Raw genomic sequence first — 23,077 nt, forward strand, 5'->3', positions numbered from 1 at the left:
AGCCCATCCATGTCACAAACCCATGAACGCAATCCCGGCTGCGCGCTCCGGCGCGAATGGTTCGAGGATGTGCAGATAAACCGGACGGCGGCCGAGCGCCGCGCCGCCGCCATCACGTCCGGACGCACGGTGAAGAAGAATTATCAGGCCGCCTGGCTGCTGCGCGCCGTGCAGTGCATCGACCTGACCACGCTGGCGGGCGACGATACGCCCGGCCGCGTGCGCCGCCTGTGCGCCAAGGCAAGGCAGCCCGTCCGCCCCGACCTTATGCAGGCGATGGGGGTGGATGCCGTCACCACCGGCGCGGTGTGCGTCTATCCGACCATGGTGCCGCATGCGGTGAGGGCGCTGGAGGGTTCCGGCATCCCGGTCGCCTCCGTCGCCACGGGCTTCCCTTCGGGGCTCACGCCGCTGCCGCAGCGGCTGGCGGAAATCCGCTATGCCGTGGAGCAGGGCGCCCGCGAGATCGACATCGTCATCACCCGCGAGCATGTGCTGCTCGGAAACTGGCAGGCGCTGCATGACGAGGTGCGCGCCATGCGCGAGACCTGCGGCGAGGCGCACATGAAGGCCATTCTGGCCACCGGCGAGCTGGGCACGCTGACCAATGTGTACCGTGCCTCCATGGTGGCGATGCAGGCCGGCGCCGATTTCATCAAGACCTCGACCGGCAAGGAGACGGAGAACGCCACGCTGCCCGTCTCGCTCACCATGCTGCGCGCCCTGCGCGACTATGGCGAGCTGACCGGCTTCCGCATCGGCTTCAAGCCGGCCGGTGGCCTGCGCACGGCAAAGGACGCGCTGGCCTGGCTGGCGCTGATGAAGGAGGAGCTGGGCGGCCCGTGGCTGAAGCCAGACCTGTTCCGCATTGGCGCATCCTCCATGCTCGCCGACATCGAGCGCCAGCTCGAACATCACGTCACCGGCCGCTACGCCAGCGCCGATCACCACGCACTGAGCTGAGGTCCGGCAGATGAACATCAGGGACATCATGGAAACCATGGAATACGGACCCGCCCCGGAGGCCGCGACGGACGTGCTGGCGTGGCTCGAGGGCCATGGCCGCGTCTTCGGCCATTTTATCGACGGCGGCTTCACCGGCGCGGACGCTGCCGGCATCAGGGTCGAGAATCCGGCGAACGGCGAAATGATCGCCCGCATTCCGGCGGCCGGGGAGGCGGAAATCAACGCCGCCGTCGCCGCCGCGGCGAAAGCCTTTCCCCGCTGGTCGAAGCTTCCGGGCTTCGAGCGCAGCCGCTATCTCTACGCCATCGCCCGCCATTTGCAGCAGCGTGAGCGGTTTTTCGCCGTGCTGGAAAGCCTCGACAACGGCAAGCCGATCCGCGAGACGCGCAATGCCGACATTCCGCTGGCGATCCGGCACTTCTACCACCATGCCGGCTGGGCGGCCGCGGCCGGGACCGAGTTCGCCGGGCTGGAGCCGCTCGGCGTCTGCGGCCAGATCATTCCGTGGAACTTCCCGCTGCTGATGCTGGCATGGAAGATCGCGCCCGCGCTGGCCGCCGGCAACACGGTGGTGCTCAAGCCCGCCGACCTGACGCCGCTGACGGCGATCGCCTTCGCCGAGCTGCTGGTCGAGGTCGGCCTGCCGAAGGGGGTCGTCAACATCGTCCATGGCGGGGCCGCGACCGGAGCGCTGATCGTGCGCCATCCCGACATCGCCAAGATCGCCTTCACCGGCTCGACGGCCGTGGGCCGCGAGATCCGCCGCGCGACGGCAGGGTCCGGCAAGAAGCTGTCGCTGGAGCTTGGCGGCAAGTCGCCCTTCATCGTCTGCGCCGACGCCGATCTCGATGCCGCCGTCGAAGGCGTGGTCGAGGGCGTGTGGTTCAACCAGGGCGAGGTCTGCTGCGCCGGCTCGCGCCTTCTGGTGCAGGAGGGCGTCGCCGAGCGGTTCCTTACCAAATTGCGCGCCCGCATGGAGCGTGTGCGGGTCGGCGATCCGCTCGACAAGTCGACGGACATGGGCGCCATCGTGTCGGCTGGCCAGAAGGCCCGCATCGAAGGTCTGCTGAAGGGAGCCCTTGCCGAGGGCTATACGCTGGAGCAGTCGTCCTGCCCGCTGCCGCCCAAGGGCCATTACATCGCGCCGGGCTTCTTTGCCGACGCCGAACCTTCCGCAACGGTTTCGCAGGTCGAGATTTTCGGGCCGATCGCGGTCACCACCACCTTCCGCACCGTGGACGAGGCCGTGGAGCTCGCCAACAACACGGCCTACGGGCTTTCGGCCTCGATCTGGTCCGAGAACATCAATGCGGCCACCGAGCTGGCGGCGCGGGTCAAGGCCGGCGTGGTGTGGATCAACGCCACCAACATGTTCGACGCCAACGCGCCCTTCGGCGGCATGAAGGAAAGCGGCTATGGCCGCGAGGGCGCGCGCGAGGGCATGGCACTTTATCTGCAACGGGCGAAGGCCGGCCGCCCTGCGCCGCTCAAGCCCGTCGCGGCAGACTTTTCCGCCCTGCCCGAAACCGATGGTGCGGCCGCCGCGCTCATCGACCGCACCATGAAGAACTATATCGGCGGCAAGCAGGCGCGGCCGGACGGCGGCGCAAGCTATGCCATCCGCGGCCCCAAGGGCGAGGTCCTGGGCCTTGCTCCGGTTTCCGGCCGCAAGGACATCCGCAATGCGGTCGAGGCCGCGATCAAGGCGAAGGGCTGGGCGGCCAACGCCCATGGCCGGGCGCAGGTGCTGTTCTTTCTCGGCGAAAACCTTTCGGCGCGCTCTGTGGAGCTGGCCGGTCTGGTGCAGCGGCTGACCGGCGCCTCAAAAGCGCAGGCCGAGGCGGAGGTGTGCCAGACGCTCGAGCGCTGCTTCTATTATGCCGGCCTTGCCGACAAGGACGATGGCGCGATCCACGCCACCAGGCCGCGCCATCTCACGCTGTCGCTGAAGGAGCCGGTCGGCGTGGTCGGCGTGCTGGCCCCGGACCAGTCGCCGCTGCTGGCGCTGATGTCGCTCGTCCTGCCGCTGATTGCCACCGGCAACCGGGTCGTCGCCGTGCCGTCGCCCGCTCACGCGCTGGTCGCGCAGCCGCTCTACCAGATATTCGACACGTCGGACCTTCCGGGCGGAGTCGTCAATCTGGTTACGGGCGAGCGCGACGTGCTGGCCGCAACGCTGGCCGGGCACGACGCCGTCGACGGCATCTGGTATCACGGAACCACGGAGGGGGCCGCGGCGGTCGAAGCGCTTTCGGCCGGCAACCTGAAGCAGGTGTGGACCAATGACGGCCTGTCGCTCGACTGGTCTCAGGACATGGTTGCACGCGGCCGCGACTGGATGGACCGGGCCACGCAGGTCAAGACGATCTGGGTGCCCTATGGGGCCTGATGCGGGCGGAGCCTGACCCGGCCGGGGCCGGTCGACAAGGATGGAGCGGATGACGCCATGCATTTCATAGGTGTGGATGTCGGAACCGCCAGCGCGCGCGCCGGCGTGTTCGACCAAAGCGGCGCGCTGCTCGGGTCGGCCAGTCGTCCGATCCGGATGTGGCGCGAGAGGCCCGATCATGTCGAGCAATCGAGCGACGACATCTGGTCGGCGGTCGCCGCCAGCGTGCGCGCGGCGTGCGCACAGGCCGGCATCGCGCCGGAACAGGTGGCGGGCATCGGCTTCGACGCCACCTGCTCGCTGGTCGTGCTCGACCGGCAGGCTTGTCCGCTCGCCGTCAACGCGGAAGGCGAAAACGCGCGCAACGTCATCGTCTGGATGGACCACCGCGCTACGCCGCAGGCAAAGCGCATCAACGCCACCGGCGCTCGGGTTCTCGACTATGTCGGGGGGCCGGATATCGCCGGAAATGCAGACGCCGAAGCTGTTGTGGCTGGCCGAGGAACTGCCCGCGACCTTCGCCGGGGCCGGCCATTTCATGGACCTGACCGACTTCCTGACATGGCGCGCGACCGGCAGCCTGTGGCGATCCACCTGCACGGTGACCTGCAAGTGGACCTATCTCGCCCATGAGGAGCGCTGGGACGATGCCTTTTTTCGCGAGATCGGGCTGGGTGCGCTGGCGGATGAGGGCTTCATCCGCATCGGCGACCGCATAAGCCCGCCTGGCGCCGCCATTCCCGAAGGGCTGAGCGCGGCCGCCGCGCGCGCTCTCGGCCTTGCGCCCGGCACGCCGGTCGCCATGGGCCTGATCGACGCCCATGCTGGCGCACTGGGAACGATCGGCGCGGACGGGGTTCCGGGCAAGCTCGAACAGCGGCTCGCCTATGTGTTCGGCACATCGGCCTGCACGCTCAACGTGTCCGCCGCGCCGATGTTCGTGCCCGGCGTCTGGGGTCCCTATTATTCCGCGCTGGTGCCTGGCCTGTGGCTGTCGGAAGGCGGCCAGTCGGCGGCGGGCGCAGCCATCGACCATGTGGTGCGCCGGCATGCCTTTGCCGCCGCCGCTGCCGCGAAGGCCGAAGCGGCCGGCAAGAGCCTGACGGGATGGCTGGAGGGAAGGGCGGTCGAACTTCTCGAAACCATGCCGCTGGCACGGCTTCTCGGCGAGGTGCATGTGGTGGGCGATTTCCTCGGCAATCGCGCGCCTTTCGCCGATCCCGATATGCGAGGCATCATCGCCGGGCTCGATATGGCCGAGGACGAAACGAGCCTGATCCGCCTTTATGCGGCGGCGGTGATCTCGGTCGGCTACGGACTGAGGCAGATCGTCGACACCCTGCGCCGGCAGGGCGCCGATCCTGAAACGGTGGTCGTCAGCGGCGGGGCCGGGCGCAGCGCTCTGGTGCGGCAGTTTCTGGCCGATGCCTGCGGCTTGCCGGTCAGCACATGCGCTTCGCCCGAGCCGGTGCTGCTCGGCGCCGCGATGACCGCCGCCGTGGCGGCGGGTGCGGTGCCGGACCTGCAAACGGCAATGCGCACACTTTCGGGCCTTGGCGAAACGACCCTGCCTGCGCCGGAATGCCGGACCCTGCATGAGCGGCGCTACAGGGCGTTCGTCGCCTTGCAGGAAGCCGGCCGCTCCCTGCGCGCTTGCGAGGAGGAAATGCCGTGAGGCTGATGTAGCGCGCCCACGTCAGGCGGCCTTGGCTGCCCGCGACCTCGACAATGCGGGCTGTCGAGGTCGCGAAGCAGTGCGAGGAAGCCGGCCAGCGCCTTTGGCGGGCCCGGTTCGCTCATGGCTTCGCACCTTTGCTCGAATGGAAGATTTTGCTTTCGGTTCAGGCCGGCAAAATAAGGGTCTGGACGCCTGTTACCAGGCAGCGTCAAGCGCCTTCATTACAAGCCGTTCTTTATGAATCTTGCCTGTCGGCCCGCGCGGCAGTTCCGCCACCAGATGGACCTCCCGCGAGTATTTGTAGGGCGCGAGCTGTTCCTGCAAATGCGCGATGACCTGCTCCGGCGCCACGTCGAACGACGGCGACCTCACCACGAAGGCAACCACCTCCTCACCCAGCCTGTTGAAAAATGCCGCAGCCGGCGGCTGCATGGCAGATATGCAAAATCGCAACTCACTGAAAAACAGGCAAACCTTGCGAAAATCAGGCGGATTTCCGCGGTTTTGGCCCCGCTGATCGATCCGATAGATCGCGTCTATCAATTTTCGGGAATCAATCGATTTTACGTGCTGCGCTGCGACATCTATATCGACCACGAACCGTTCTGAAAGGAGTGCGCAGTGGCCACCATAAATTCGAAGATCAAGCCCTTCATGGCGCAGGCTTACCGCCAGGGTAAGTTCATTTCCGTCACCGATGAGGACGTGCTGGGCAAGTGGGCGGTGTTCTTCTTCTACCCCGCAGACTTCACCTTCGTGTGCCCGACCGAGCTCGGCGATGTCGCCGATCACTATGATGAGCTTCAGAAGATGGGCGTGGAGGTCTATTCGGTTTCGACCGACACCCATTTCACGCACAAGGCGTGGCATGATTCCTCCGACACCATCGGCAAGATCAACTACACGATGATCGGCGACCCCAGTGGTGTCGTGACCAACAATTTCGGCGTGATGCGTGAGGGTCAGGGCCTTGCCGACCGCGCCACCTTCATCGTCGATCCGGATGGCGTCATCCAGGCGATGGAAATCACCGCCGAGGGCATCGGCCGCGACGCGTCCGACCTCGTTCGCAAGATCAAGGCCGCGCAGTATGTGCGCGCGCATCCCGGTGAAGTCTGCCCTGCCAAGTGGCAGGAAGGCGAAGCCACGCTGGCGCCTTCGCTCGACCTCGTCGGCAAGATCTGACGCTTCGGAACGACGTGTAACCGGACCGCCGCCAGCCTGTGGCGGCCCGGCCGCAGATGCAGGAAAAGCCCGCACGCTTTCCCGCCACTTCGCAGAGGAATCAGCCATGCTCGACGCCAATCTGAAGACCCAGCTCAAGGGCTATCTGGAACGTCTGGTGCGTCCGGTCGAAATCGTCGCCTATGCCGGCGACGACGCAAAATCGCGCGAGTTGCTGCAACTCCTCGACCAGATCCGCGAGCAGTCGGACAAGATCACGGTGAAGCGTGGCGAAACGTCGGGCGCGCGCGTGCCGTCCTTCGCGCTGACCTCGCCGGGCGAGGACATCCACCTGACCTTCGCCGGCATCCCGCTCGGCCATGAATTCACCTCGCTGGTGCTGGCCCTGTTGCAGGTCGGCGGTTATCCACCAAAGGTGGAGAAGGAGCTGAGCGACCAGATCCGGGCGCTGAAGGGCGGTTTCCGCTTCGAAACCTATTTCTCCCTCTCTTGCCAGAACTGCCCCGATGTGGTGCAGGCGCTCAACCTCATGGCCGTGCTCAATCCCGGCATCGAGCATGTCGCCATCGACGGCGCCCTGTTCCAGGCGGAAGTCTCCGAGCGGCAGGTGATGTCGGTTCCCACCATTTTCCTCAACGGCGAGCCTTTCGGTGCCGGGCGCATGGGCGTGGAGGAAATCCTGGCGAAGGTCGACACCGGCGCGGCGGATCGTGCCGTCGAGGCGATCAACGCGCAGGCCCCCTTCGATGTGCTCATCGTCGGCGGCGGCCCCGCGGGCGCGGCGGCAGCCGTCTATGCCGCGCGCAAGGGCATTCGCACCGGCGTCGTCGCCGAGCGTTTCGGCGGGCAGGTGCTGGACACCATGTCGATCGAGAACCTTATCTCCGTGCCGCATACGGAAGGGCCGAAGCTGGCGCGCGCGCTCGAAACCCATGTGCGCGAATACGATGCCGACATCGTCAACGGCCAGCAGGCGACGAAGCTTGAGCAGGTCGCCGACGGCTTCAGGGTGACGCTCGCTTCCGGCGCGGCGCTGACAGGTACCTCGGTGGTGCTGTCCACCGGCGCACGCTGGCGCAAGATGGGCATTCCGGGCGAGGAACAGTACGTCAACAAGGGCGTGGCGTTCTGCCCGCACTGCGATGGCCCGCTGTTCAAGGGCAAGCGCATCGCGGTCATCGGCGGCGGCAACTCCGGCGTGGAAGCGGCGATCGATCTTGCCGGAATCGTCGGCCATGTCACGCTGTTCGAGTTCGACAAGGTGCTGCGCGCCGACGAGGTGTTGCAGCGCAAGCTGAAGAGCCTTCCCAACGTGACCATCGTCACCTCCGCCCGCACCACTGAAGTCAAGGGCGACGGCAAGCGCGTCACCGGCCTTGCCTATGAGGACCGAACCAGCGGTGAGATACGGGATCTGGCGCTCGAGGGCATCTTCGTGCAGATCGGCCTGGTGCCCAACACGGAATGGCTTAAGGGCACGCTCTCGCTCAACGCGCGCGGCGAGATCGTCGTCGACGGGCATGGCGCGACATCGATGCCCGGCGTGTTCGCCGCCGGCGACTGCACGACCGCGCCCTACAAGCAGATCGTCATCGCCATGGGCGAGGGGGCAAGGGCATCGCTCGCCGCCTTCGACTATCTCATCCGTCTTCCCGCCGGGGAGCGGGCCGCCTGAGGCAGGATATGCGATGAACCTGCGCGAGCTGGAATATCTCGTTGCGCTGGCCGACCAGCGCAACTTCCATCGTGCGGCACAAGTCTGCCATGCCAGCCAGCCGACGCTGTCGGCACAGATCCGCAAGCTGGAGCGGGAGCTTGGCGTCAGGCTGTTCGAGCGTTCGCCGCGCGGCCTGATCCTGACACAGGCCGGCGAAGCGACGGTCAGGCGCGCGCGCACCATTCTCGACGAAGTGGCGCAATTGCGCGACGAAGCCGCCAGGCATTCCGCCAGCGGCACGCGCCGCCTGCATCTCGGGGTCTTCCCGACTCTTGGGCCTTATCTTCTGCCGCATGTCGTGCCCCGCTTCATGCGCAGCTTTCCTTCCACGGAAATCCTGTTGACCGAAGAAAAGACCAGCATTCTTCTGCGGCGGCTGATCGATGGCCAGATCGATGCGGTGCTGCTTGCGATGCCCGTCGACGACCCGCACCTGACGGGGCGGAAACTGTTCAGCGAACCCTTGCATCTGGCCGTGCCTTGCGGGCATGAGCTGGCCGGACGGACGCAGGCGCCTGCCGATGCGCTTTCGAGCCAGCACCTGATGCTGCTGGAAGAAGGCCATTGCCTGCGGGACCAGGCGCTGACCCTGTGCCGCCGATACGGCGCGCGAGAATATGACGATTTTCGCGGTACGAGCCTCGAGACGCTGCGCCAGATGGTGATCGCCGGCATGGGCATCACGCTGCTGCCGCAACTTGCCTGCGTCGGTCCCGTCGCTTCGGGCGGCATGGCCTTGCTGCCTCTGGAGTCGGGTGACTTCCGGCGCGACATCGGCCTGTTCTGGCGCAAGACAAGCGGCGCGACCGATCTGATGGAGAGCCTGTCGGAACTGATCGCCACGGTTGCCGCAGATCTGATGGCATCGGCAGGGCAGGGCCGCCTGTCCGCATGAGCCCGATGGTCCGGCTGCATGTTCCGGAAGTCGCTATGCTGGCCGGACCAGACGCACGGTCCGGACCGTTCCTCCGTTTTTTCGGCTCTTAAGGTTGCCTTAAGCCTGGCCGCCCACGGGATTTGCGTCAGGCACTGCGGGCCCGGACAGCAGTCGGGGGGGGGGCTGCTTCGAAACATACGTGAACAGGGAGGAGCCGTTCGCTGCGAGCGGGGTGCATCTGCGCCCGGCTGCTTTGTTGTTTTTCAATTAAGGTATTGAAATTAAATAGAAAAATGGAATCTACCTTGACCTGGATCAACGCCGCGCGCGGGTGAAACACCATCATGGCCTTGTCGCATAAGACGAGGAAACCATGAGAGTCTTGAAACTTGCTCTTCTTGCCGGATTGTCGGCTCTGGCGATCGGATGGGGAGTGGCTGCCTCCACACCTTACTGGTTCGCGCCGAAGCAGGATCGCAAGGTTGACATCGCCGATCCCGAATTGATCGCGCGTGGGGAATATCTCGCCCGGGCGGGCGACTGCGTGGCGTGCCACACCGCACCCGGCGGGGCGCCTTACGCGGGAGGTCTCGGCTTGCAGACGCCGCTCGGTACCATCTACGCCACCAACATCACGCCGGACCCCGAAACCGGTATCGGCAGCTATGACTATGGCGATTTCGAGCGCGCGGTGCGCAAGGGGCTGCGGCCGGACGGCGTGCACCTTTATCCGGCCATGCCCTTCGCCTCCTACAAGGTGGTTTCGGATGCCGATACCGAGGCCATGTATGCCTATTTCATGAGCGCGGTGAAGCCGGTCGCCAAGCAGAACCAGCCCACCACGATTCCATGGCCGGCCTCGCTGCGCTGGCCGCTGGCATGGTGGCAGTTGCTGTTCGCCCAGCCGCGCGATTTCGAGGCGCCACAGAGCGATGATCCGCTGGTGGCGCGCGGCGCCTACCTGGTCGAAGGACTGGCGCACTGCGGTGCCTGCCACACCCCGCGCGGCCTTGCCTATGAGGAAAAGGCGCTGAAGGAGGATGGTTCGGGCAGATTCCTGTCCGGCTCGGTTCTGGAAGGCTGGTATGCCAAGAATCTGCGCAACGAGGACACGGGCCTCGTGACCTGGACCGAGGAGGAACTGGTGACGTTCCTGAGGACCGGGCGCAACAAGCGCACCGCCGCCTTCGGCTCCATGTCCGACGTGGTCGAGCACTCGCTGCAATATCTCGGGGATGACGATCTGACCGCCATCGCGCGCTACCTCAAATCGCTGCCGCCACGGCCGGGCCGCGAGCAATGGAGACCGAAGGAGGACGTCACCACGGCAGCCCTGCGGGGCGGCGATTTCTCGGCTCCGGGCGCCATGACCTATATCGAGCACTGCACCGCCTGCCACAGGCTGGACGGCAAAGGTGCGCCGGAGGTCTATCCGGCGCTTGCCGGCAACTCCATGGTGTTCGCCGACGATCCGAGTTCGCTCATTCAGGTGACGCTGGCGGGCGGGCGCATGCCTTCGACGCCCGGACACAGCATGGCTTTCACCATGCCGGGCTTCGCGCATCTGTCCAACGCCGATCTGGCCGAACTGATGACTTTCATCCGCAACGGCTGGGGCAATCATGCCAGCGCCGTGACCGAGGCCGACATCGCCCGCATGCGCAAGGAAATCGCCCACAAGCCCGTTCACTACGCACCGGAGGCTGCGCAATGAGAAAGTCTTTCCTGATTGCCGGTGTTGCCCTGATCGCCATGGCCGGCAGCGCGGCGGGATGGGTTGCGACCCGCGCGGTTCCGGATGCGCCGCCTGCGGCGAGCTTCGCGGTTCTCGACGCCGAAAAGAATGAGGTCGGGCGCTATGTGGTGCCTGCCGACAAGGACATTTTCGCGCAGCCGAACGCCGACGAGATCATCTACGGCAAGAGGCTGCTGGCGGATACGGCGCGCCTCCTGCCAGATAATGTAGGCGCTGCGATGAACTGCAACTCCTGCCACCTGCTCGACGGCAAGATCGATGCCGCCAACGGCTACATCAACACGGTCAATTTCTATCCCCGCGTCATGCCGCGCGCGGGCAAGGAGGTCGATCTGGAGACACGCATCAACGGCTGCTTCCAGCGCTCCATGAACGGCAGGCCGCTCGACCGCGAAGGCCGGGAAATGAAGGCCATGATCGCCTATATGGAGTGGCTCCGGCAGGGCGTGGCGAAGGAACATCGTGTCGATATCGTCAATGCCGGGCCGGTCGACGAAAGCCTGATCCCCGATCCCGACAACGGCAAGGCCATCTATGCGCAGAAATGTGCGGCCTGCCATGGCGTCAACGGCGAGGGCATGCGCGACCAGTTTGGCGACATCATCTTCCCGCCGCTGTGGGGCGATGAAAGCTTCAACATCGGCGCAGGTCTCGCCCGCACATACAAGGCCGCGCAGTTCGTGAAATGGGCCATGCCGCCGGCCATGCACCTTGACGGGCAACTGGGGCAGGGCGGCGTGCTGACCGATCAGGAAGCGGTCGACGTGTCGGAATACTTCACCCACATGCCGCGCCCCGATTTTGCACCGAAGGTGAACGACTGGCCGAACGGCAACAAGCCGAAGGATGCACGCTACTGAGAAAGGACGCTTTTGGATGCCTGAGGGAATGGCGTCGGTTCGCCTGATCAGGCGTCTTCGCACATGCGCATCCTGCGCCCGGCGCGCCAGCTGTAGATGAAGACGCAGGTGCCGACGAAACCGATCAGGATGGTGGCCAGCGCGTTGACGTCCGGGCTGACGCCGAGCCTGACCTTGGAGAAGATAACCATCGGCAGGGTGCTCGATCCCGGGCCGGAAACGAAGCTGGAGATAACCAGATCGTCGAAGGAGAGGGTGAAGGCGAGCAGCCAGCCGGAAATCAGCGCCGGGGCGAGCATTGGCAGGGTGACGTCGATGAAGGCGCGCCAGGGCCTTGCGCCAAGGTCCTGCGCGGCCTCTTCCAGGACGCCGTCCATCTGCGCCAGCCGCGACTGTACGACGATCGCGACGTAGGCCATGCAGAAGGTGGCATGCGAAATGACGATGGTGGTGATGGAACGCCCCTGCGGCCAGCCGATGAAATCCTCCATCGCCACGAACAGCAGCAGCAGCGACAGGCCGGTAATCACCTCCGGCATCACCAGCGGGGCGGCCACCATGCCGGCCATCAGCACGCGCCCGCGGAAGGGCCCGAAGCGGGTCAATACATAGCCTGCCAGCGTCCCCAATATCACGGCGAGCGTAGCGCTGAAGCCCGCGACCCTGATGCTCAGCCACGCGGCATTGAGCAACTGGTCGTTGGAAAACAGCTCGCCATACCATTTGAACGAGAAGCCGCCCCAGACAGAGACCAGCCGTGAGCCGTTGAAGCTCAGCACCATCATGATGAAGATGGGGATGTAGAGATACATCAGGCCGGCAAGGGCCATGAAAGTGACGAAGCGGCCGGTTCTCAGCATCTCATGCCTCATCCCTGGTGGCGGTCTCGCGGGCGCGGACCAGCATCACCGGTGCGACGAGAACGATCAGCATGACGATCGCCACCGCCGAGGCCATCGGCCAGTCGCGATTGGCGAAGAACTCGTCCCACAGCACGCGGCCGATCATCAGCGTGTCCGGCGCGCCGAGCAGCGCGGGGATGACAAACTCGCCAACGGCAGGAACGAACACCAGCAGACAGCCGGCGATGATGCCGGGCACCGCCAGCGGCAGCGTCACCGTGAAGAAGGAAACGGCGGGACGCGCGCCAAGATCGGCCGAGGCTTCGAGCAGGGCAGGGTCGAGCTTTTCCAGCGCCGCATAGAGTGGCAGGACCATGAACGGCAGGTAGGAGTAGACGATGCCCAGATAGACGGCGAGGTCGGTATGCAGCAGTACCAGGGGCTGGTTTATGATGCCGGCATTCATCAGAAACGTGTTGAGCAGACCGTTGCTCTGCAGAATGCCGATCCAGGCATAGACGCGCAGGAGCATGGAGGTCCAGAACGGCAGCATGACCATGGCCAGCCAGAAAAAGCGTGCATGCGCAGGGCGGCTGACGATGAACAGCGCGATCGGGAAGCCAATGAGCAGGCAGAAGATGGTGGAGATCGCCGCGATCTTCAGCGAGTTCAGGTAGGCCGACAGGTAGAGCCCGTCCTCCAGCAGGAGCTGGTACTTGCTGAAGGTGAGCTGGATCGTAAGGGTGGTTTCATCCAGCCACTCGACCAGCGCCGTATAGGGCGGAATGGCCATATCGGCCTCGGCCAGCGAAATCTTCAGCACGAAGGCGAAAGGCAGGATGAAGAACAGCAGAAGCCAGCCATAGGGCAGGGCAATCACGCTGTTGCGGCCGAGACGCCACGATTTGCGCCGCCGGGCCGGGGAAGGCGAGGCATTCAGGCGTTGTTGCGCGCTCATGCAGGCAGCACCACGGCGCTGGCCGGACCCCAGCTGCAAAATACCCGGTTGCCGGCCTCGAATGCCTCGCCTTCGTGGCGGTCGAGATTTGGCAGCGTGACATGGATCAGCCGACCGGTGTCGAGCCGCACCTGATAGACCGAGAGATTGCCGAGATAGGCGATCTCGTCGATGACGCCCGGCGCAACGTTTTCCTCCCCGTCCGGCTTGTCGCGGATGAGATTGATCTTTTCCGGCCGCAGCGCCAGATGCATGGTCTGCCCAAGCGTGCCGCTGACCCCGTGGCTGACATGGAACACGCCGCCGGTTTCGGCACAGCGCAGCCGCGCATGTCCGGGCTCGTCCTCGATCAGGACCGCCTCGAACAGGTTCACCGCGCCGATGAACCGGGCAACAAAGCGATTGACCGGAAATTCGTAGAGATCGCGCGGGCCGCCGACCTGCACCAGCCGCCCGTCCTGCATCACGCCCATGCGGGAGGCGAGCGTCATGGCCTCGTCCTGATCGTGGGTGACGACGATGAAGGTGGTGCCGAGTTGCGACTGGATTTTCATCAGCTCGAACTGGGTTTCCTCGCGCAGTTTCTTGTCGAGGGCGCCGAGCGGTTCGTCGAGAAGCAGCAGCTTCGGCTGCTTGACCAGCGCGCGGGCCAGCGCAACGCGCTGGCGCTGGCCGCCTGAAAGCTGGTGGGGCTTGCGCTGTGCGTAGTCGCCCATCTTGACTATGTCGAGCATGTCGGCCACGCGCTTGCGGATTTCGGCGCGGGCGACACCGCCCCGGCGCAGGCCGTAGGCAACATTGTCGGAAACGCTCATGTGCGGGAACAGCGCATAAGACTGGAACATCATGTTCACCGGCCGCTCATAGGCCGGAACGCCGGTCATGTCCTGGCCGTCGATAAGGATGCGGCCTTCGCTCGGCTGTTCGAACCCGGCCAGCATGCGCAGAAGCGTGCTCTTGCCAGATCCCGATCCGCCCAGCAGGCAGAACAGCTCCGAACGCTGGATGTCGAGGTCTATGCGGTTGACCGCAACCGTCGCGCCGAAGCGTTTGGTGATGACCTCGATGCGGACGAAAGGTTCAGCCGCGGATCCGCCGGGTCCTGCGCCGGCGGATCGGTGTTCCATAGCAGTACTCATCGGTCCCCGCGATTGTCGGCCGTCACTTGCCGGTCTTGATCTCGGTCCAGGCGCGCGTCAGCAGCCGGTCGAATTTCAGCGAGTGCGCCTTCATCGCATAGAGCTTGTCGCGCAGTTCCATGGGCGGATAGGCTCCCGGATCGTTGCGCACCTCGTCGGAGATCATCGGATCGGCCTTGAGGCTGGCGTTCGGGAAATTGATGGTGTTGGAAAGGCTCGCCAGAACTTCCGGCCGGGAAATGTAGTTGATGAAGGCGTAGGCGTTCTCCGGATTCGGCGCGTCCTTCGGAATGGCCATGACGTCGAAGAACAGGATGCCGCCTTCCTTCGGGACAATGATCGCAAGGTCGACGCCGTTGTTGGCCGACTGCGCGCGCTCGCGCGCATTCACCATGTCGCCCGCATAGCCGAGCGTGATGCAGATCGAGCCGTTGGCCAGATCGTTGATGAACTGGGAGGAGTGGAAATAGCGCACATGCGGGCGCACGCCCCTGAGCAGCTCGACTGCCTTTTCCAGATCCTTCGGATCCTCGCTGTTGGGATCGATGCCGAGATAGACATAGGCGGTCGCCATGATCTCGGAAGGGGAATCGAGCAGCGTCAGCCCGCAATCGGCCAGTTTGGCGGCGTTCTCCGGCTTGAAGAAGATGTCGAGCGAATCGATCTGGTCCGTACCCAGCCGCTCCCTGATCATCGCCTTGTTGTAGCCGATGCCTATCGCCCCCCACAGATACGGAACCGAATAGGCGTTGCCGGGGTCGTTCATGGCAAGCTGCTTCATCAGCACCGGATCGAGATCGTCGAAATTCTCCAGCTTGCTGCGGTCGAGTTCGAGATAGACGCCGGCCTTGACCTGACGTTCCAGGAACTGGGCGCTGGGCACCACGACATCGTAGTTCGATCGGCCGGCGAGCAGCTTGGCTTCCAGGACTTCGTTGGAATCGAAGACGTCGTAATTGACCTTGATGCCGGTTTCCTTCTCGAAATCGGCAACCGTGGTTTCCCCGATATAATCGGACCAGTTGTAGACGTTGAGGGATTTCTGGTCGTTGGCGACAGAAGGCGAAAGCATCGCCACGGTGGCCAGCGCTGCAAGCGCGCAACGTTTCAGAAGTCGCATGTTTCCTCCCGGTTTGCCTCCCGGATCCCTGCGCCAATTGCCTGACGTGTACCGGGCTGCTGCTCCTCTTGCGCCTGAGTCCATGCGCCTCCATTCGCATGAATCCAAACCCTTCAATGTAGAAACCATACAGGGAGGGAAGGGGGCGTCAAGCCGGTTTTTTCCAGATGTAGAGATCAGGAGCGCTTCACAAAGCGGACACGGATTGCCTTTAACTATCCATATCTAGGTGTTTGATCCGATATTCATATGTTTTTCAGTATGATCGTCACCATCTGAAAAGCGTTCGAATTCATGACAGGCTGGCAGGACCACTCTCATGCCGGTCTTGACTTGAAATATCTACGCTGTAGAAATTTCTGTAAACGATAGCGCTTTCGAGCGCGCTCGCTGGCGGTGGCAGGGGATGGGCGTCCCATCTTTCGGCAGCGGGTAGCCGCGTGGTGATGGCGCACTGCAAAATGAAGATCGGAACCTGTCCATGGATGCGATGATGTTTTCAGGCCCGGCCGTGAACTCCGCGGGAGACGCCGGCGGTGCCTGCGCCTCGTTCTTCGCCGCGGTCTGCGACCTCAACGGGATCTTCCGTGGCAAGAGGGTGCCCGTTTCGAAGCTGGAGGCCGTGAGCGCGCAGGGGATCCGCATGCCCCTGTCTTCGATCGGCGTGGACATATGGGGCGTCGACACCGCCGGCACGAGGCTGACCATGGAGCGCGGCGATCTCGACGGCATCTGCCTGCCTACCGGTCGCCAACCCGTATCGCTGGGCTGGGCGGGTGGCGATATACCGCTGGTGCCGCTGTCCATGTGGAAGGAGGATGGCAGCCCCTATTTCGCGGACGCCCGCCATCTGCTGGCCGACGTGCTGGCGCGCTATTCGGCACGCGGCCTGCGCCCGGTGGCGGCGACGGAACTGGAATTCTACCTGCTCGAGCCGGAGGGTGCCCCGGCTCCCGCTTCCTTCGGTCCCGGCTCTGTCCGCGGGGAGTTCGATCACATCTATTCGCTGGAGGAACTCGCCGCCGCCGGCGCCTTTCTCGATGACGTCTATCGCGTCGCCGGGGCTTGCGGCATCCAGGTGGAGGCGGCGATCGCCGAGGGGTCGCCGCGCCAGTTCGAGTTCAACCTTCTGCACGAGGCCGATGCGATCAAAATCTGCGACGATACGGTGTTCCTGAAGCAGATCGTCAGGAACGTCGCCCGTCGCCACGGCCATGTCGCAAGCTTCATGGCCAAGCCGCACCGCGACTGGGCGGGCTCCGGCATGCATGTGCATTTTTCTGTCATCGATGAGGCAGGCGCGAATATCTTCGACGATGGCACCGGAACGGGCGCGGACGTCATGCGCCACGCGGTCGGCGGCCTGCTTGCCACCATGGGCGACATGACGCTCGCCTTCGCCCCCCATCTCAATTCCTATCGCCGCCTGTGCCCCGGCGGGCTGGCACCCACCAATGTGGCATGGGGCTACGAGAACCGCACTGCGGCGGTGCGCATTCCGGCCGGCGCGCATGCTGCGCGGCGCATCGAGCACCGGGTCGCTGGCTCCGACGCAAACCCCTATATCGTTCTCGCCGCCATTCTGGCCGGTGCCCTGCATGGCATGGACAGCCGGGCCGAGCCTCCCCCGCCCATTGCCGGCAATGGGCATCACGAGGATTGCGAGGCGATCGCACGCGACTGGCGGCAGGCGCTGGAACGCTTTTCAGCTTCAGACGACGTGAAGGCGCTGCTCAATCCCGAATTCGTCGATGCTTTCTGCGCCTGCAAGCAGCAGGAGCAGGACGGGTTCGGCAGGAATATCAGCGGGTTCGAGCTTGCCACCTACAGGCTTTCGGTCTGACCCGCCTGGCAATCCCGAAGCAGCTTCCAACTTTACGGAGCCGGATTATGGCCGAACCCTATTGCAAGTCCTATTATGCGGCCACCGCCAATACGACCGCGCCGTTTCCGAGGCTGGAAGGCAGTATCGACGTCGATGTCGCGATCATCGGCGGCGGCTTCACCGGCATAGCCACGGCGGTTGAGCTTGCCGAACGCGGCGTGCGGGTGGCCGTTCTGGAAGCCAACCGCATCGGCTGGGGCGCGTCGGGGCGCAATGGTGGCCAGATCACCGGCTCGCTTTCCGGCGACAAGGCGATGGAAAAGCAGTTCCGCCGCAATCTGGGCAGCGAGGCCGCCGAATTCGTCTGGAACCTGCGCTGGCGCGGGCAGGACATCATCAGGCGGCGTGTCGGGAAATACGGCATAAGGTGCGATCTCAAGCACGGCCACATGCAGGCGGCCTATCGGCCCTCCCACATCACGGAGCTTGAGGACATGTACCGCGCAGCCTGCGCCCACGGCATGGGCGACGAGGTGGAGATGGTGTATGGCGCGGACCTGCACCGGTATGTCGGCACCGGCATATATCACGCCGGTCTGGTCAACCGCCGCAACATGCATGTCCATTCGCTCAACCTTTGCCTTGGCGAAGCCGATGCGGCGCGTTCGCTGGGCGCCGGGATATTCATCGATACGCCCGTGGAAAAGATCATCTATGGCGACAGGCCGGAACTCGTCACGGCCAGGGGTCGCGTGCGTGCCGACAAGGTGATGATCGCCGGCAATGGCTACCATCATTTCGCGCCGGGCAAGCTGTCGGGCATGATCTTTCCCGCGACGCTGGGCATCGTCGCCACCGAACCCTTGCCGGAAGAGCTGGCAAAAAGCGTGCTGCCGCAGGATTTCGCCGTCTACGACACGCGCTTCGTGCTCGACTATTACCGCCTGACCGCCGACCGGCGCCTGCTGTTCGGATCGGGCACGAATTACAAGGGGACCGCAAGCAGCGATATCGGCGCGCCGATGCTGCCCGCGATCCGCAAGACCTTCCCGCAGCTTGCCGATGTGAAGATCGAGTTTGCCTGGGAAGGACAGGACGGCATTACCATCAACCGCATTCCGCAGCTCGGCAATGTCACGCCCAACGTGTTCTACGCGCAAGGCTATTCGGGCCATGGCATCGCCACGTCGCATGTCATCGGCGAGATCATGGCGGCTGCGATCACTGGCAATGCGCGTGATTTCGACATTTTTGCCAGCGCCTGGCACTGGCGGCTTCCGGTGGGGCGTTACCTCGGCAACCGGGCTCTGGCGCTCGGCATGTGGTATTTCCAGAAGATGGAAGCGTTGCGCTGACGATCAGGCCGGATTGGCCCCGGACGGGAGATGCTGTGCGGCCTGTGCGACGATGCCGTCGAGCAGCATCTCGATGGAAAGCGCGAAAACGGAGTTTGGCGCCAGATCCTGGTAAAGCGGCATCGCGCCTTTCAGGAGCGGATGCGAATGGTCGGGCAGTTGCGCCAGCTCTTCCAGATCCTGCTTGCTGGCGGGGCCGATGAGCCCTCCAACCTCGCCCATGGCAAGGCCGGTGATGCAGGCATACCAGCCGAGGCAGAGCGAGGGGATATCACGTGCCGGAATGCCGGCCTCGCGCAGAGCGCCGTGCACCATTTCCATGTGGTCGTAATCGGCCGGTCCCGTGTAGACGAAATGCTGCATCAGCCAGAAGCTTTTCGGAAAGCGCAGCGCCACCGAGCGGTACTGGTCGGCAAGATGGCGCATGCGTCCGCGCCAGGGCAGGCTGGAAGGCGCGATGCGAAGCTGCGATTCCAGCCGGCCGGCCATGGCCCGGTAAAGCCCTTCCTTCGACTTGAGATGGTACAGGATCGACATGGGGTCGCAGCCCACCCGCGCACCGAGCTTGCGCAGCGTGAAGCCGGCTTCGCCGCCTTCCTCCATCAGGTCCAGCGCCGCCTCGACGATCGCATCCCTTGAAAGACCGCGCGGTCCCGGGCTGGTTCTGGGTCTGGCAGGGGTCATCGGGTTCATTCACGAAAAGCCGTTGGTGCCGCCGCCGGACTCTGGATTGAAACCGGAATCTAGAACGCCTGCGGACATCTGTCGATGCCGCAGGCGCCCGCTTTCAACAGCGGATGAAAATCACCCCATTCTTTCGGAGGCGTAGGAGCCCGGCGAGGCCGGGAAGACGACGGTCTTGTCGCCGTTGAGGAACACGCGCCCGTGGATATGGGCATGGATGGCGTGCGCCAGCACCGAAGCCTCCACATCGCGGCCGAGCGCGACATAGTCCTCCGGCGACTGCGCATGGGTGATGCGCACGATGTCCTGTTCGATGATCGGGCCTTCGTCGAGATCGGCGGTGACATAGTGCGAAGTCGCGCCGATCAGTTTCACGCCCCGCTCATAAGCCTGCTTGTAGGGGTTGGCTCCCTTGAAGCTCGGCAGGAAGGAGTGGTGGATGTTGATGATGCGTCCCGACATCTCGCGGCACATGTCATCGGACAGCACCTGCATGTAGCGCGCCAGAACGATGAGTTCCGCCCCGGTCTCGCGCACGATGCGCATCTGTGCGGCCTCGGCCTCCGCCTTGTTGTCCCTGGTCACGCGAATGCAGTGGAAGGGAATGTCGTGGTTCGCGACCGTCTTCTGATAATCCATATGGTTGGAGATCACCGCCACGATATCGATGGGCAGGGCGCCGATGCGCCAGCGATAGAGCAGGTCGTTCAGGCAATGGCCGAAGCGGGACACCATGAGGATGACCTTGCGCTTGGCGCTCTCGTCGAAGAACTCGGCATCCATGTCGAACCGGCCGGCGACGGGGCCGAAGCCAGACTGAAGCTCCTCAAGGGTGCGGCCCTCCTCGCTGCGGAAGCTGACGCGCATGAAGAAGCGGCCGGTATGGCTGTCGTCGAACTGCGCGCTGTCGGTGATGTTGCATCCGTTCCCGGCCAGGAAGGCGGAGATGGCGGCAACGATCCCACGGGTCGAGGCACAGGTAACGCGCAGGCAGAACTTGGTCATGGGTCTTTGTCTTGCAAGGTAGTGTGGGGTTTCCCACAGCGGTTACGGAAAGCCGGCAGGCCGGAATTCGCCCACGGCGATATCATGCGCCGGCCCCCTTGGCCAGAAGCTTGTAAACGCGGCGCCTGCACGCGCACCGATCCGGCGCTATCGGTTTCCGGAAGGAAGCGCGGCCATGAAGTCGCGCAAGAGCGAAACCAGAGCCGCTGGTTGCTCGACGCAGGGAATGTGCCCTGCTCCTTCGATGATCTCGAAGCGGGAGCCGGGAATGAGATCGGCAAGGCTGCGCACCAGCGCCGGCGGCGTCGAGCCGTCCCGATCGCCGGCCACGCACAGGGTGGGAACGGCGATGGAGGCGGCCGCCGCGGTGTAATCGGCCTCGCGCAATGCCACGCAGGTGGCGGCATAGCCAGCGACGCTCTGACGAGACAGCATGTTGCGACAGCCCGCAAGCTCGCTGGCGCGGCGTTCGTGGAAGGCCGGCGTGAACCATGCTTTCATGACCGCGTCGGCAATGGCGCCGATGCCGTTCTTTTCGATCGTTGCGATGCGCGCGTTCCAGCTTTCCCGCGTGCCGATCCGGTGCGCCGTGTCGCACAACACCATGCCGCTTACCATCTCGGGCCGGCGGGCGTAAAAACCCTGCGCCACCAGTCCGCCGACGGAGAGCCCGCACAGCACCACATCCACGATGCCGAGATGATCGATCAGGCCGGAAAGGTCATCCACGTGGTCCTCGATCGAACAGGGCGTGGCGCCAAGATCGGAGAGGCCATGCCCGCGCTTGTCGTAGACGAGCGTGGAGACGTCATCGCCCAGAGCTTCGGTCACCGCGTTCCAGATGCGGAAATCCGTGCCCAGCGAGTTGATGAAAACCAGATGCCTCGCGCCCGCTGTGGGCCGATGATCAAAATGCAGCGTGACGCCGCCAATATCCGCAAATTTCACCTCAAAATCCCCACCCCTTACTGGCCTTTGCGTAGGCGACATCGGCGAGCCTGAAGCTCAGCCTCCCGCCTTTTCGTATTTCGCCACCGTCTGCTCGATGGCGCCGAAGATCGAGTGACCGGCGCTGTCCTGCATCTCGATACGCACACGGTCGCCGAACCTGAGGAACGGCGTGGCCGCGACGCCCTTTTCGATGGTTTCCACCATGCGGATTTCCGCGATGCAGGAATACCCCGCACCTCCCTCCGCCACCGGCTTGCCGGGACCGCCGTCCAGCCTGTTCGACACAGTGCCCGATCCGATGATTGAGCCGGCAGCCAGCGGGCGCGTGCGGGCCGCATGGGCGATGAGCTGGCCGAAATCGAAAGTCATGTCGATGCCTGCGTTCGCCCGCCCGAATGGCTGGCCGTTCAGCGAAACCAGAAGCGGCAGATGCAATTTCCCACCATCCCACGCTTCGCCCAGTTCGTCCGGGGTGACGGCGACCGGCGAAAATGCCGTGGAAGGCTTCGACTGGAAAAAGCCGAAGCCCTTTGCCAGCTCGGCGGGAATGAGGCCGCGCAGCGACACGTCATTGGCCAGCATGACGAGGCGGATCGCCTCTTGCGCCTCCGCCACCGAAGCGCCCATCGGCACATCGTCGACGATCACCGCGATCTCGCCCTCGAAGTCGATTCCCCACGCCTCGTCGGCCATGGCGATCGGGTCGCGCGGCGCCAGAAAGCTGTCGGAACCGCCCTGATAGATCAGGGGGTCGGTCCAGAAGCTGCCCGGCATTTCCGCGCCCCGCGCCTTTCGCACCAGTTCGACATGGTTCACATAGGCGGAGCCGTCCGCCCACTGATAGGCGCGCGGCAATGGCGATGCGGCTTCGTGCTCATGGAAGCGCATGGTGGGCTGAGCCCCGGTCTCAATGCCCTCGGCGACGCCGGCAAGCCGTGGTCCGACATGCTTCCAGTCGTCCAGCGCAGCCTGAAGCGTACGCGCGATGTGGCCCACTTCCGAGCAACGTGTCAGGTCTTTCGACACGACGACCAGACGGCCATCGCGGGTGGAATCCTTCAGTGTCGCCAGCTTCATGCCCGTCCTCTCTCCCTTGCGTGACGCCCGACGCACTGCCGAACCTGCACTCCGGCCCATGCTATTGCCGGGACCGACCGGCTTCAACCGTGCATGGAAAGTCTTTTTGACCCGACCGGCAGCCGCTCAGCCGATCGGCAGCGGAGCGGCCTGCTTGAGCGTGTTGAGCACGATGGCGGTTTTTACATGCTGCACGGAATCGTGCGGCAACAGCACTTCGTTGACGAAGCGCGACAGATCGGAAAGCCCGCGCACGACCACCTTCAGATGGTAATCCATCTCTCCGGTCAGCGAATAGGCTTCGAGAACTTCGGGCAGGTCGTTGACCAGCCGGGCGAAGCGCTGGGCGTTGTCGCGGTTGTGGGTGGCGAGCGTGACCGAGATAACCACCAGCAGCTCAAGGCCCAGCCGCTCGCGGTCGAGCATGGCCTGATAACCCCTGATAAAGCCCTCCGCCTCCAGCCGCGCCCGTCTCCGCGAGCATTGCGAGGCCGACAGGGCGATCCTCTCCGACAGTTCGTTGTTGGTGAGCCGGCCGTCCCGTTGCAACTCGCGAAGCAGCCTCAGGTCGAACCGGTCAAGCATCTCGTTCACTGCACGTTTCCCCATGTTCATGCACGATCCACGCATCATTCCAACGAAACAGGCTCATATTGCAAGAACATTGCATGGGCGCGGGCGCATTATATGCAA

19 protein-coding genes and 1 pseudogene are annotated in these 23,077 nt (G+C 64.4%); 10 read left to right on the forward strand and 10 right to left on the reverse strand.

The features are described from left to right. Positions 1-9: 9 nt before the first annotated feature. The 3 genes and pseudogenes from deoC to DES43_RS09375 all read left to right on the forward strand — a co-directional run bounded on the left by deoC (position 10) and on the right by DES43_RS09375 (position 5,030). The gene (gene deoC / locus DES43_RS09365; RefSeq protein WP_035027598.1) at positions 10-963 is read left to right on the forward strand and encodes a deoxyribose-phosphate aldolase; all 954 of its coding nucleotides are present in this window, start codon (positions 10-12) and stop codon (positions 961-963) included. Positions 964-973: 10 nt separating this feature from the next. Next, a complete protein-coding gene (locus DES43_RS09370) occupies positions 974-3,355 on the forward strand; it encodes an aldehyde dehydrogenase family protein (RefSeq protein WP_035027601.1) in 2,382 nt (793 codons plus the stop codon). 57 nt (positions 3,356-3,412) lie between these two features. Continuing rightward, positions 3,413-5,030, forward strand: a pseudogene (locus DES43_RS09375) (FGGY-family carbohydrate kinase). A 198-nt stretch (positions 5,031-5,228) separates the two neighbouring features. Here the strand turns inward: DES43_RS09375 and DES43_RS22675 are convergent. Next, entirely contained in the window at positions 5,229-5,630 is a 402-nt protein-coding gene (locus DES43_RS22675; RefSeq protein WP_133675042.1) for an AMP-binding enzyme, read from the reverse strand. Positions 5,631-5,654: 24 nt separating this feature from the next. Here DES43_RS22675 and ahpC point away from each other — a divergent pair, with 24 nt between their 5' ends. From ahpC to DES43_RS09405, 5 genes are all read left to right on the forward strand, one after another. Then, positions 5,655-6,218: an alkyl hydroperoxide reductase subunit C gene (gene ahpC, locus DES43_RS09385; protein ID WP_084496521.1), complete on the forward strand. Its 564-nt coding sequence runs from the start codon at positions 5,655-5,657 to the stop codon at positions 6,216-6,218. 106 nt (positions 6,219-6,324) lie between these two features. Continuing rightward, the gene (gene ahpF, locus DES43_RS09390) at positions 6,325-7,893 is read left to right on the forward strand and encodes an alkyl hydroperoxide reductase subunit F (protein ID WP_035027607.1); all 1,569 of its coding nucleotides are present in this window, start codon (positions 6,325-6,327) and stop codon (positions 7,891-7,893) included. A gap of 13 nt (positions 7,894-7,906) precedes the next feature. Next, positions 7,907-8,830 carry a LysR substrate-binding domain-containing protein gene (locus DES43_RS09395; RefSeq protein ID WP_035027609.1) on the forward strand — a complete coding sequence of 308 codons (924 nt, stop codon included), beginning with the start codon at positions 7,907-7,909 and terminating at the stop codon, positions 8,828-8,830. Positions 8,831-9,185: 355 nt separating this feature from the next. Beyond that, a complete protein-coding gene (locus DES43_RS09400; RefSeq protein WP_035027612.1) occupies positions 9,186-10,526 on the forward strand; it encodes a cytochrome c in 1,341 nt (446 codons plus the stop codon). Next, the gene (locus DES43_RS09405; RefSeq protein ID WP_035027617.1) at positions 10,523-11,428 is read left to right on the forward strand and encodes a c-type cytochrome; all 906 of its coding nucleotides are present in this window, start codon (positions 10,523-10,525) and stop codon (positions 11,426-11,428) included. The genes DES43_RS09400 and DES43_RS09405 overlap by 4 nt, the downstream gene beginning before the upstream one ends. 47 nt (positions 11,429-11,475) lie before the next feature. On the opposite strand, the gene DES43_RS09410 is transcribed toward DES43_RS09405, so the two are convergent. The 4 genes from DES43_RS09410 to DES43_RS09425 are packed head-to-tail and all read right to left on the reverse strand — an operon-like array spanning position 11,476 to position 15,487. Then, positions 11,476-12,288, reverse strand: coding sequence for an ABC transporter permease subunit (locus DES43_RS09410; RefSeq protein WP_035027619.1), 813 nt, complete (start codon positions 12,286-12,288; stop codon positions 11,476-11,478). Between the two features lies 1 nt (position 12,289). Next, complete coding sequence (locus DES43_RS09415; protein ID WP_035027622.1) at positions 12,290-13,228, reverse strand: ABC transporter permease subunit; 939 nt, start codon at positions 13,226-13,228, stop codon at positions 12,290-12,292. Next, positions 13,225-14,355 carry an ABC transporter ATP-binding protein gene (locus tag DES43_RS09420; protein ID WP_245264727.1) on the reverse strand — a complete coding sequence of 377 codons (1,131 nt, stop codon included), beginning with the start codon at positions 14,353-14,355 and terminating at the stop codon, positions 13,225-13,227. Before DES43_RS09420 ends, DES43_RS09415 begins: the two co-directional genes overlap by 4 nt. Positions 14,356-14,389: 34 nt before the next feature. Next, positions 14,390-15,487, reverse strand: coding sequence for a polyamine ABC transporter substrate-binding protein (locus DES43_RS09425; protein WP_035027627.1), 1,098 nt, complete (start codon positions 15,485-15,487; stop codon positions 14,390-14,392). Positions 15,488-15,968: 481 nt separating this feature from the next. On the opposite strand from DES43_RS09425, the gene DES43_RS09430 reads away from it, so the two are divergent. After that, on the forward strand, positions 15,969-17,330 hold the full coding sequence (locus DES43_RS09430) for a glutamine synthetase family protein (RefSeq protein ID WP_051520618.1): 1,362 nt from the start codon (positions 15,969-15,971) through the stop codon (positions 17,328-17,330). 47 nt (positions 17,331-17,377) lie between these two features. After that, the gene (locus DES43_RS09435) at positions 17,378-18,667 is read left to right on the forward strand and encodes an NAD(P)/FAD-dependent oxidoreductase (protein WP_035027633.1); all 1,290 of its coding nucleotides are present in this window, start codon (positions 17,378-17,380) and stop codon (positions 18,665-18,667) included. Between the two features lie 3 nt (positions 18,668-18,670). Here DES43_RS09435 and DES43_RS09440 read toward each other — a convergent pair whose 3' ends face one another. The 5 genes from DES43_RS09440 to DES43_RS09460 form a co-directional block, all read right to left on the reverse strand. Continuing rightward, on the reverse strand, positions 18,671-19,351 hold the full coding sequence (locus DES43_RS09440) for a TetR/AcrR family transcriptional regulator (protein ID WP_035027637.1): 681 nt from the start codon (positions 19,349-19,351) through the stop codon (positions 18,671-18,673). A gap of 120 nt (positions 19,352-19,471) precedes the next feature. Beyond that, entirely contained in the window at positions 19,472-20,356 is an 885-nt protein-coding gene (purU, locus tag DES43_RS09445) for a formyltetrahydrofolate deformylase (protein ID WP_035027639.1), read from the reverse strand. A gap of 147 nt (positions 20,357-20,503) precedes the next feature. Next, positions 20,504-21,304, reverse strand: a complete 801-nt coding sequence (pcaD, locus tag DES43_RS09450; RefSeq protein WP_035027654.1) for a 3-oxoadipate enol-lactonase — start codon at positions 21,302-21,304, stop codon at positions 20,504-20,506. A 57-nt stretch (positions 21,305-21,361) separates the two neighbouring features. Continuing rightward, positions 21,362-22,384, reverse strand: a complete 1,023-nt coding sequence (locus DES43_RS09455) for a fumarylacetoacetate hydrolase family protein (RefSeq protein WP_035027657.1) — start codon at positions 22,382-22,384, stop codon at positions 21,362-21,364. Positions 22,385-22,510: 126 nt separating this feature from the next. Next, positions 22,511-22,978 carry an Lrp/AsnC family transcriptional regulator gene (locus tag DES43_RS09460; RefSeq protein ID WP_035027780.1) on the reverse strand — a complete coding sequence of 156 codons (468 nt, stop codon included), beginning with the start codon at positions 22,976-22,978 and terminating at the stop codon, positions 22,511-22,513. Between the last annotated feature and the right edge of the window lie 99 nt (positions 22,979-23,077).

This window comes from Aquamicrobium defluvii (genome assembly GCF_004363725.1).
GTDB classification, from domain to species: Bacteria; Pseudomonadota; Alphaproteobacteria; order Rhizobiales; family Rhizobiaceae; genus Mesorhizobium; species Mesorhizobium defluvii.

What these genes read in the sequence shown, in the direction of transcription:
- DES43_RS09425 (WP_035027627.1), bottom strand. Translation starts at nt 15,487, where the DNA reads ATGCGACTTCTGAAACGTTGCGCGCTTGCAGCGCTGGCCACCGTGGCG.
- DES43_RS09395 (WP_035027609.1), top strand. Translation starts at nt 7,907, where the DNA reads ATGAACCTGCGCGAGCTGGAATATCTCGTTGCGCTGGCCGACCAGCGC.
- DES43_RS09435 (WP_035027633.1), top strand. Translation starts at nt 17,378, where the DNA reads ATGGCCGAACCCTATTGCAAGTCCTATTATGCGGCCACCGCCAATACG.
- deoC (WP_035027598.1), top strand. Translation starts at nt 10, where the DNA reads ATGTCACAAACCCATGAACGCAATCCCGGCTGCGCGCTCCGGCGCGAA.
- DES43_RS09400 (WP_035027612.1), top strand. Translation starts at nt 9,186, where the DNA reads ATGAGAGTCTTGAAACTTGCTCTTCTTGCCGGATTGTCGGCTCTGGCG.
- DES43_RS09420 (WP_245264727.1), bottom strand. Translation starts at nt 14,355, where the DNA reads ATGGAACACCGATCCGCCGGCGCAGGACCCGGCGGATCCGCGGCTGAA.
- DES43_RS09405 (WP_035027617.1), top strand. Translation starts at nt 10,523, where the DNA reads ATGAGAAAGTCTTTCCTGATTGCCGGTGTTGCCCTGATCGCCATGGCC.
- purU (WP_035027639.1), bottom strand. Translation starts at nt 20,356, where the DNA reads ATGACCAAGTTCTGCCTGCGCGTTACCTGTGCCTCGACCCGTGGGATC.
- DES43_RS09455 (WP_035027657.1), bottom strand. Translation starts at nt 22,384, where the DNA reads ATGAAGCTGGCGACACTGAAGGATTCCACCCGCGATGGCCGTCTGGTC.
- DES43_RS09370 (WP_035027601.1), top strand. Translation starts at nt 974, where the DNA reads ATGAACATCAGGGACATCATGGAAACCATGGAATACGGACCCGCCCCG.
- DES43_RS09440 (WP_035027637.1), bottom strand. Translation starts at nt 19,351, where the DNA reads ATGACCCCTGCCAGACCCAGAACCAGCCCGGGACCGCGCGGTCTTTCA.
- DES43_RS09415 (WP_035027622.1), bottom strand. Translation starts at nt 13,228, where the DNA reads ATGAGCGCGCAACAACGCCTGAATGCCTCGCCTTCCCCGGCCCGGCGG.
- DES43_RS09430 (WP_051520618.1), top strand. Translation starts at nt 15,969, where the DNA reads ATGGATGCGATGATGTTTTCAGGCCCGGCCGTGAACTCCGCGGGAGAC.
- ahpF (WP_035027607.1), top strand. Translation starts at nt 6,325, where the DNA reads ATGCTCGACGCCAATCTGAAGACCCAGCTCAAGGGCTATCTGGAACGT.
- DES43_RS09410 (WP_035027619.1), bottom strand. Translation starts at nt 12,288, where the DNA reads ATGCTGAGAACCGGCCGCTTCGTCACTTTCATGGCCCTTGCCGGCCTG.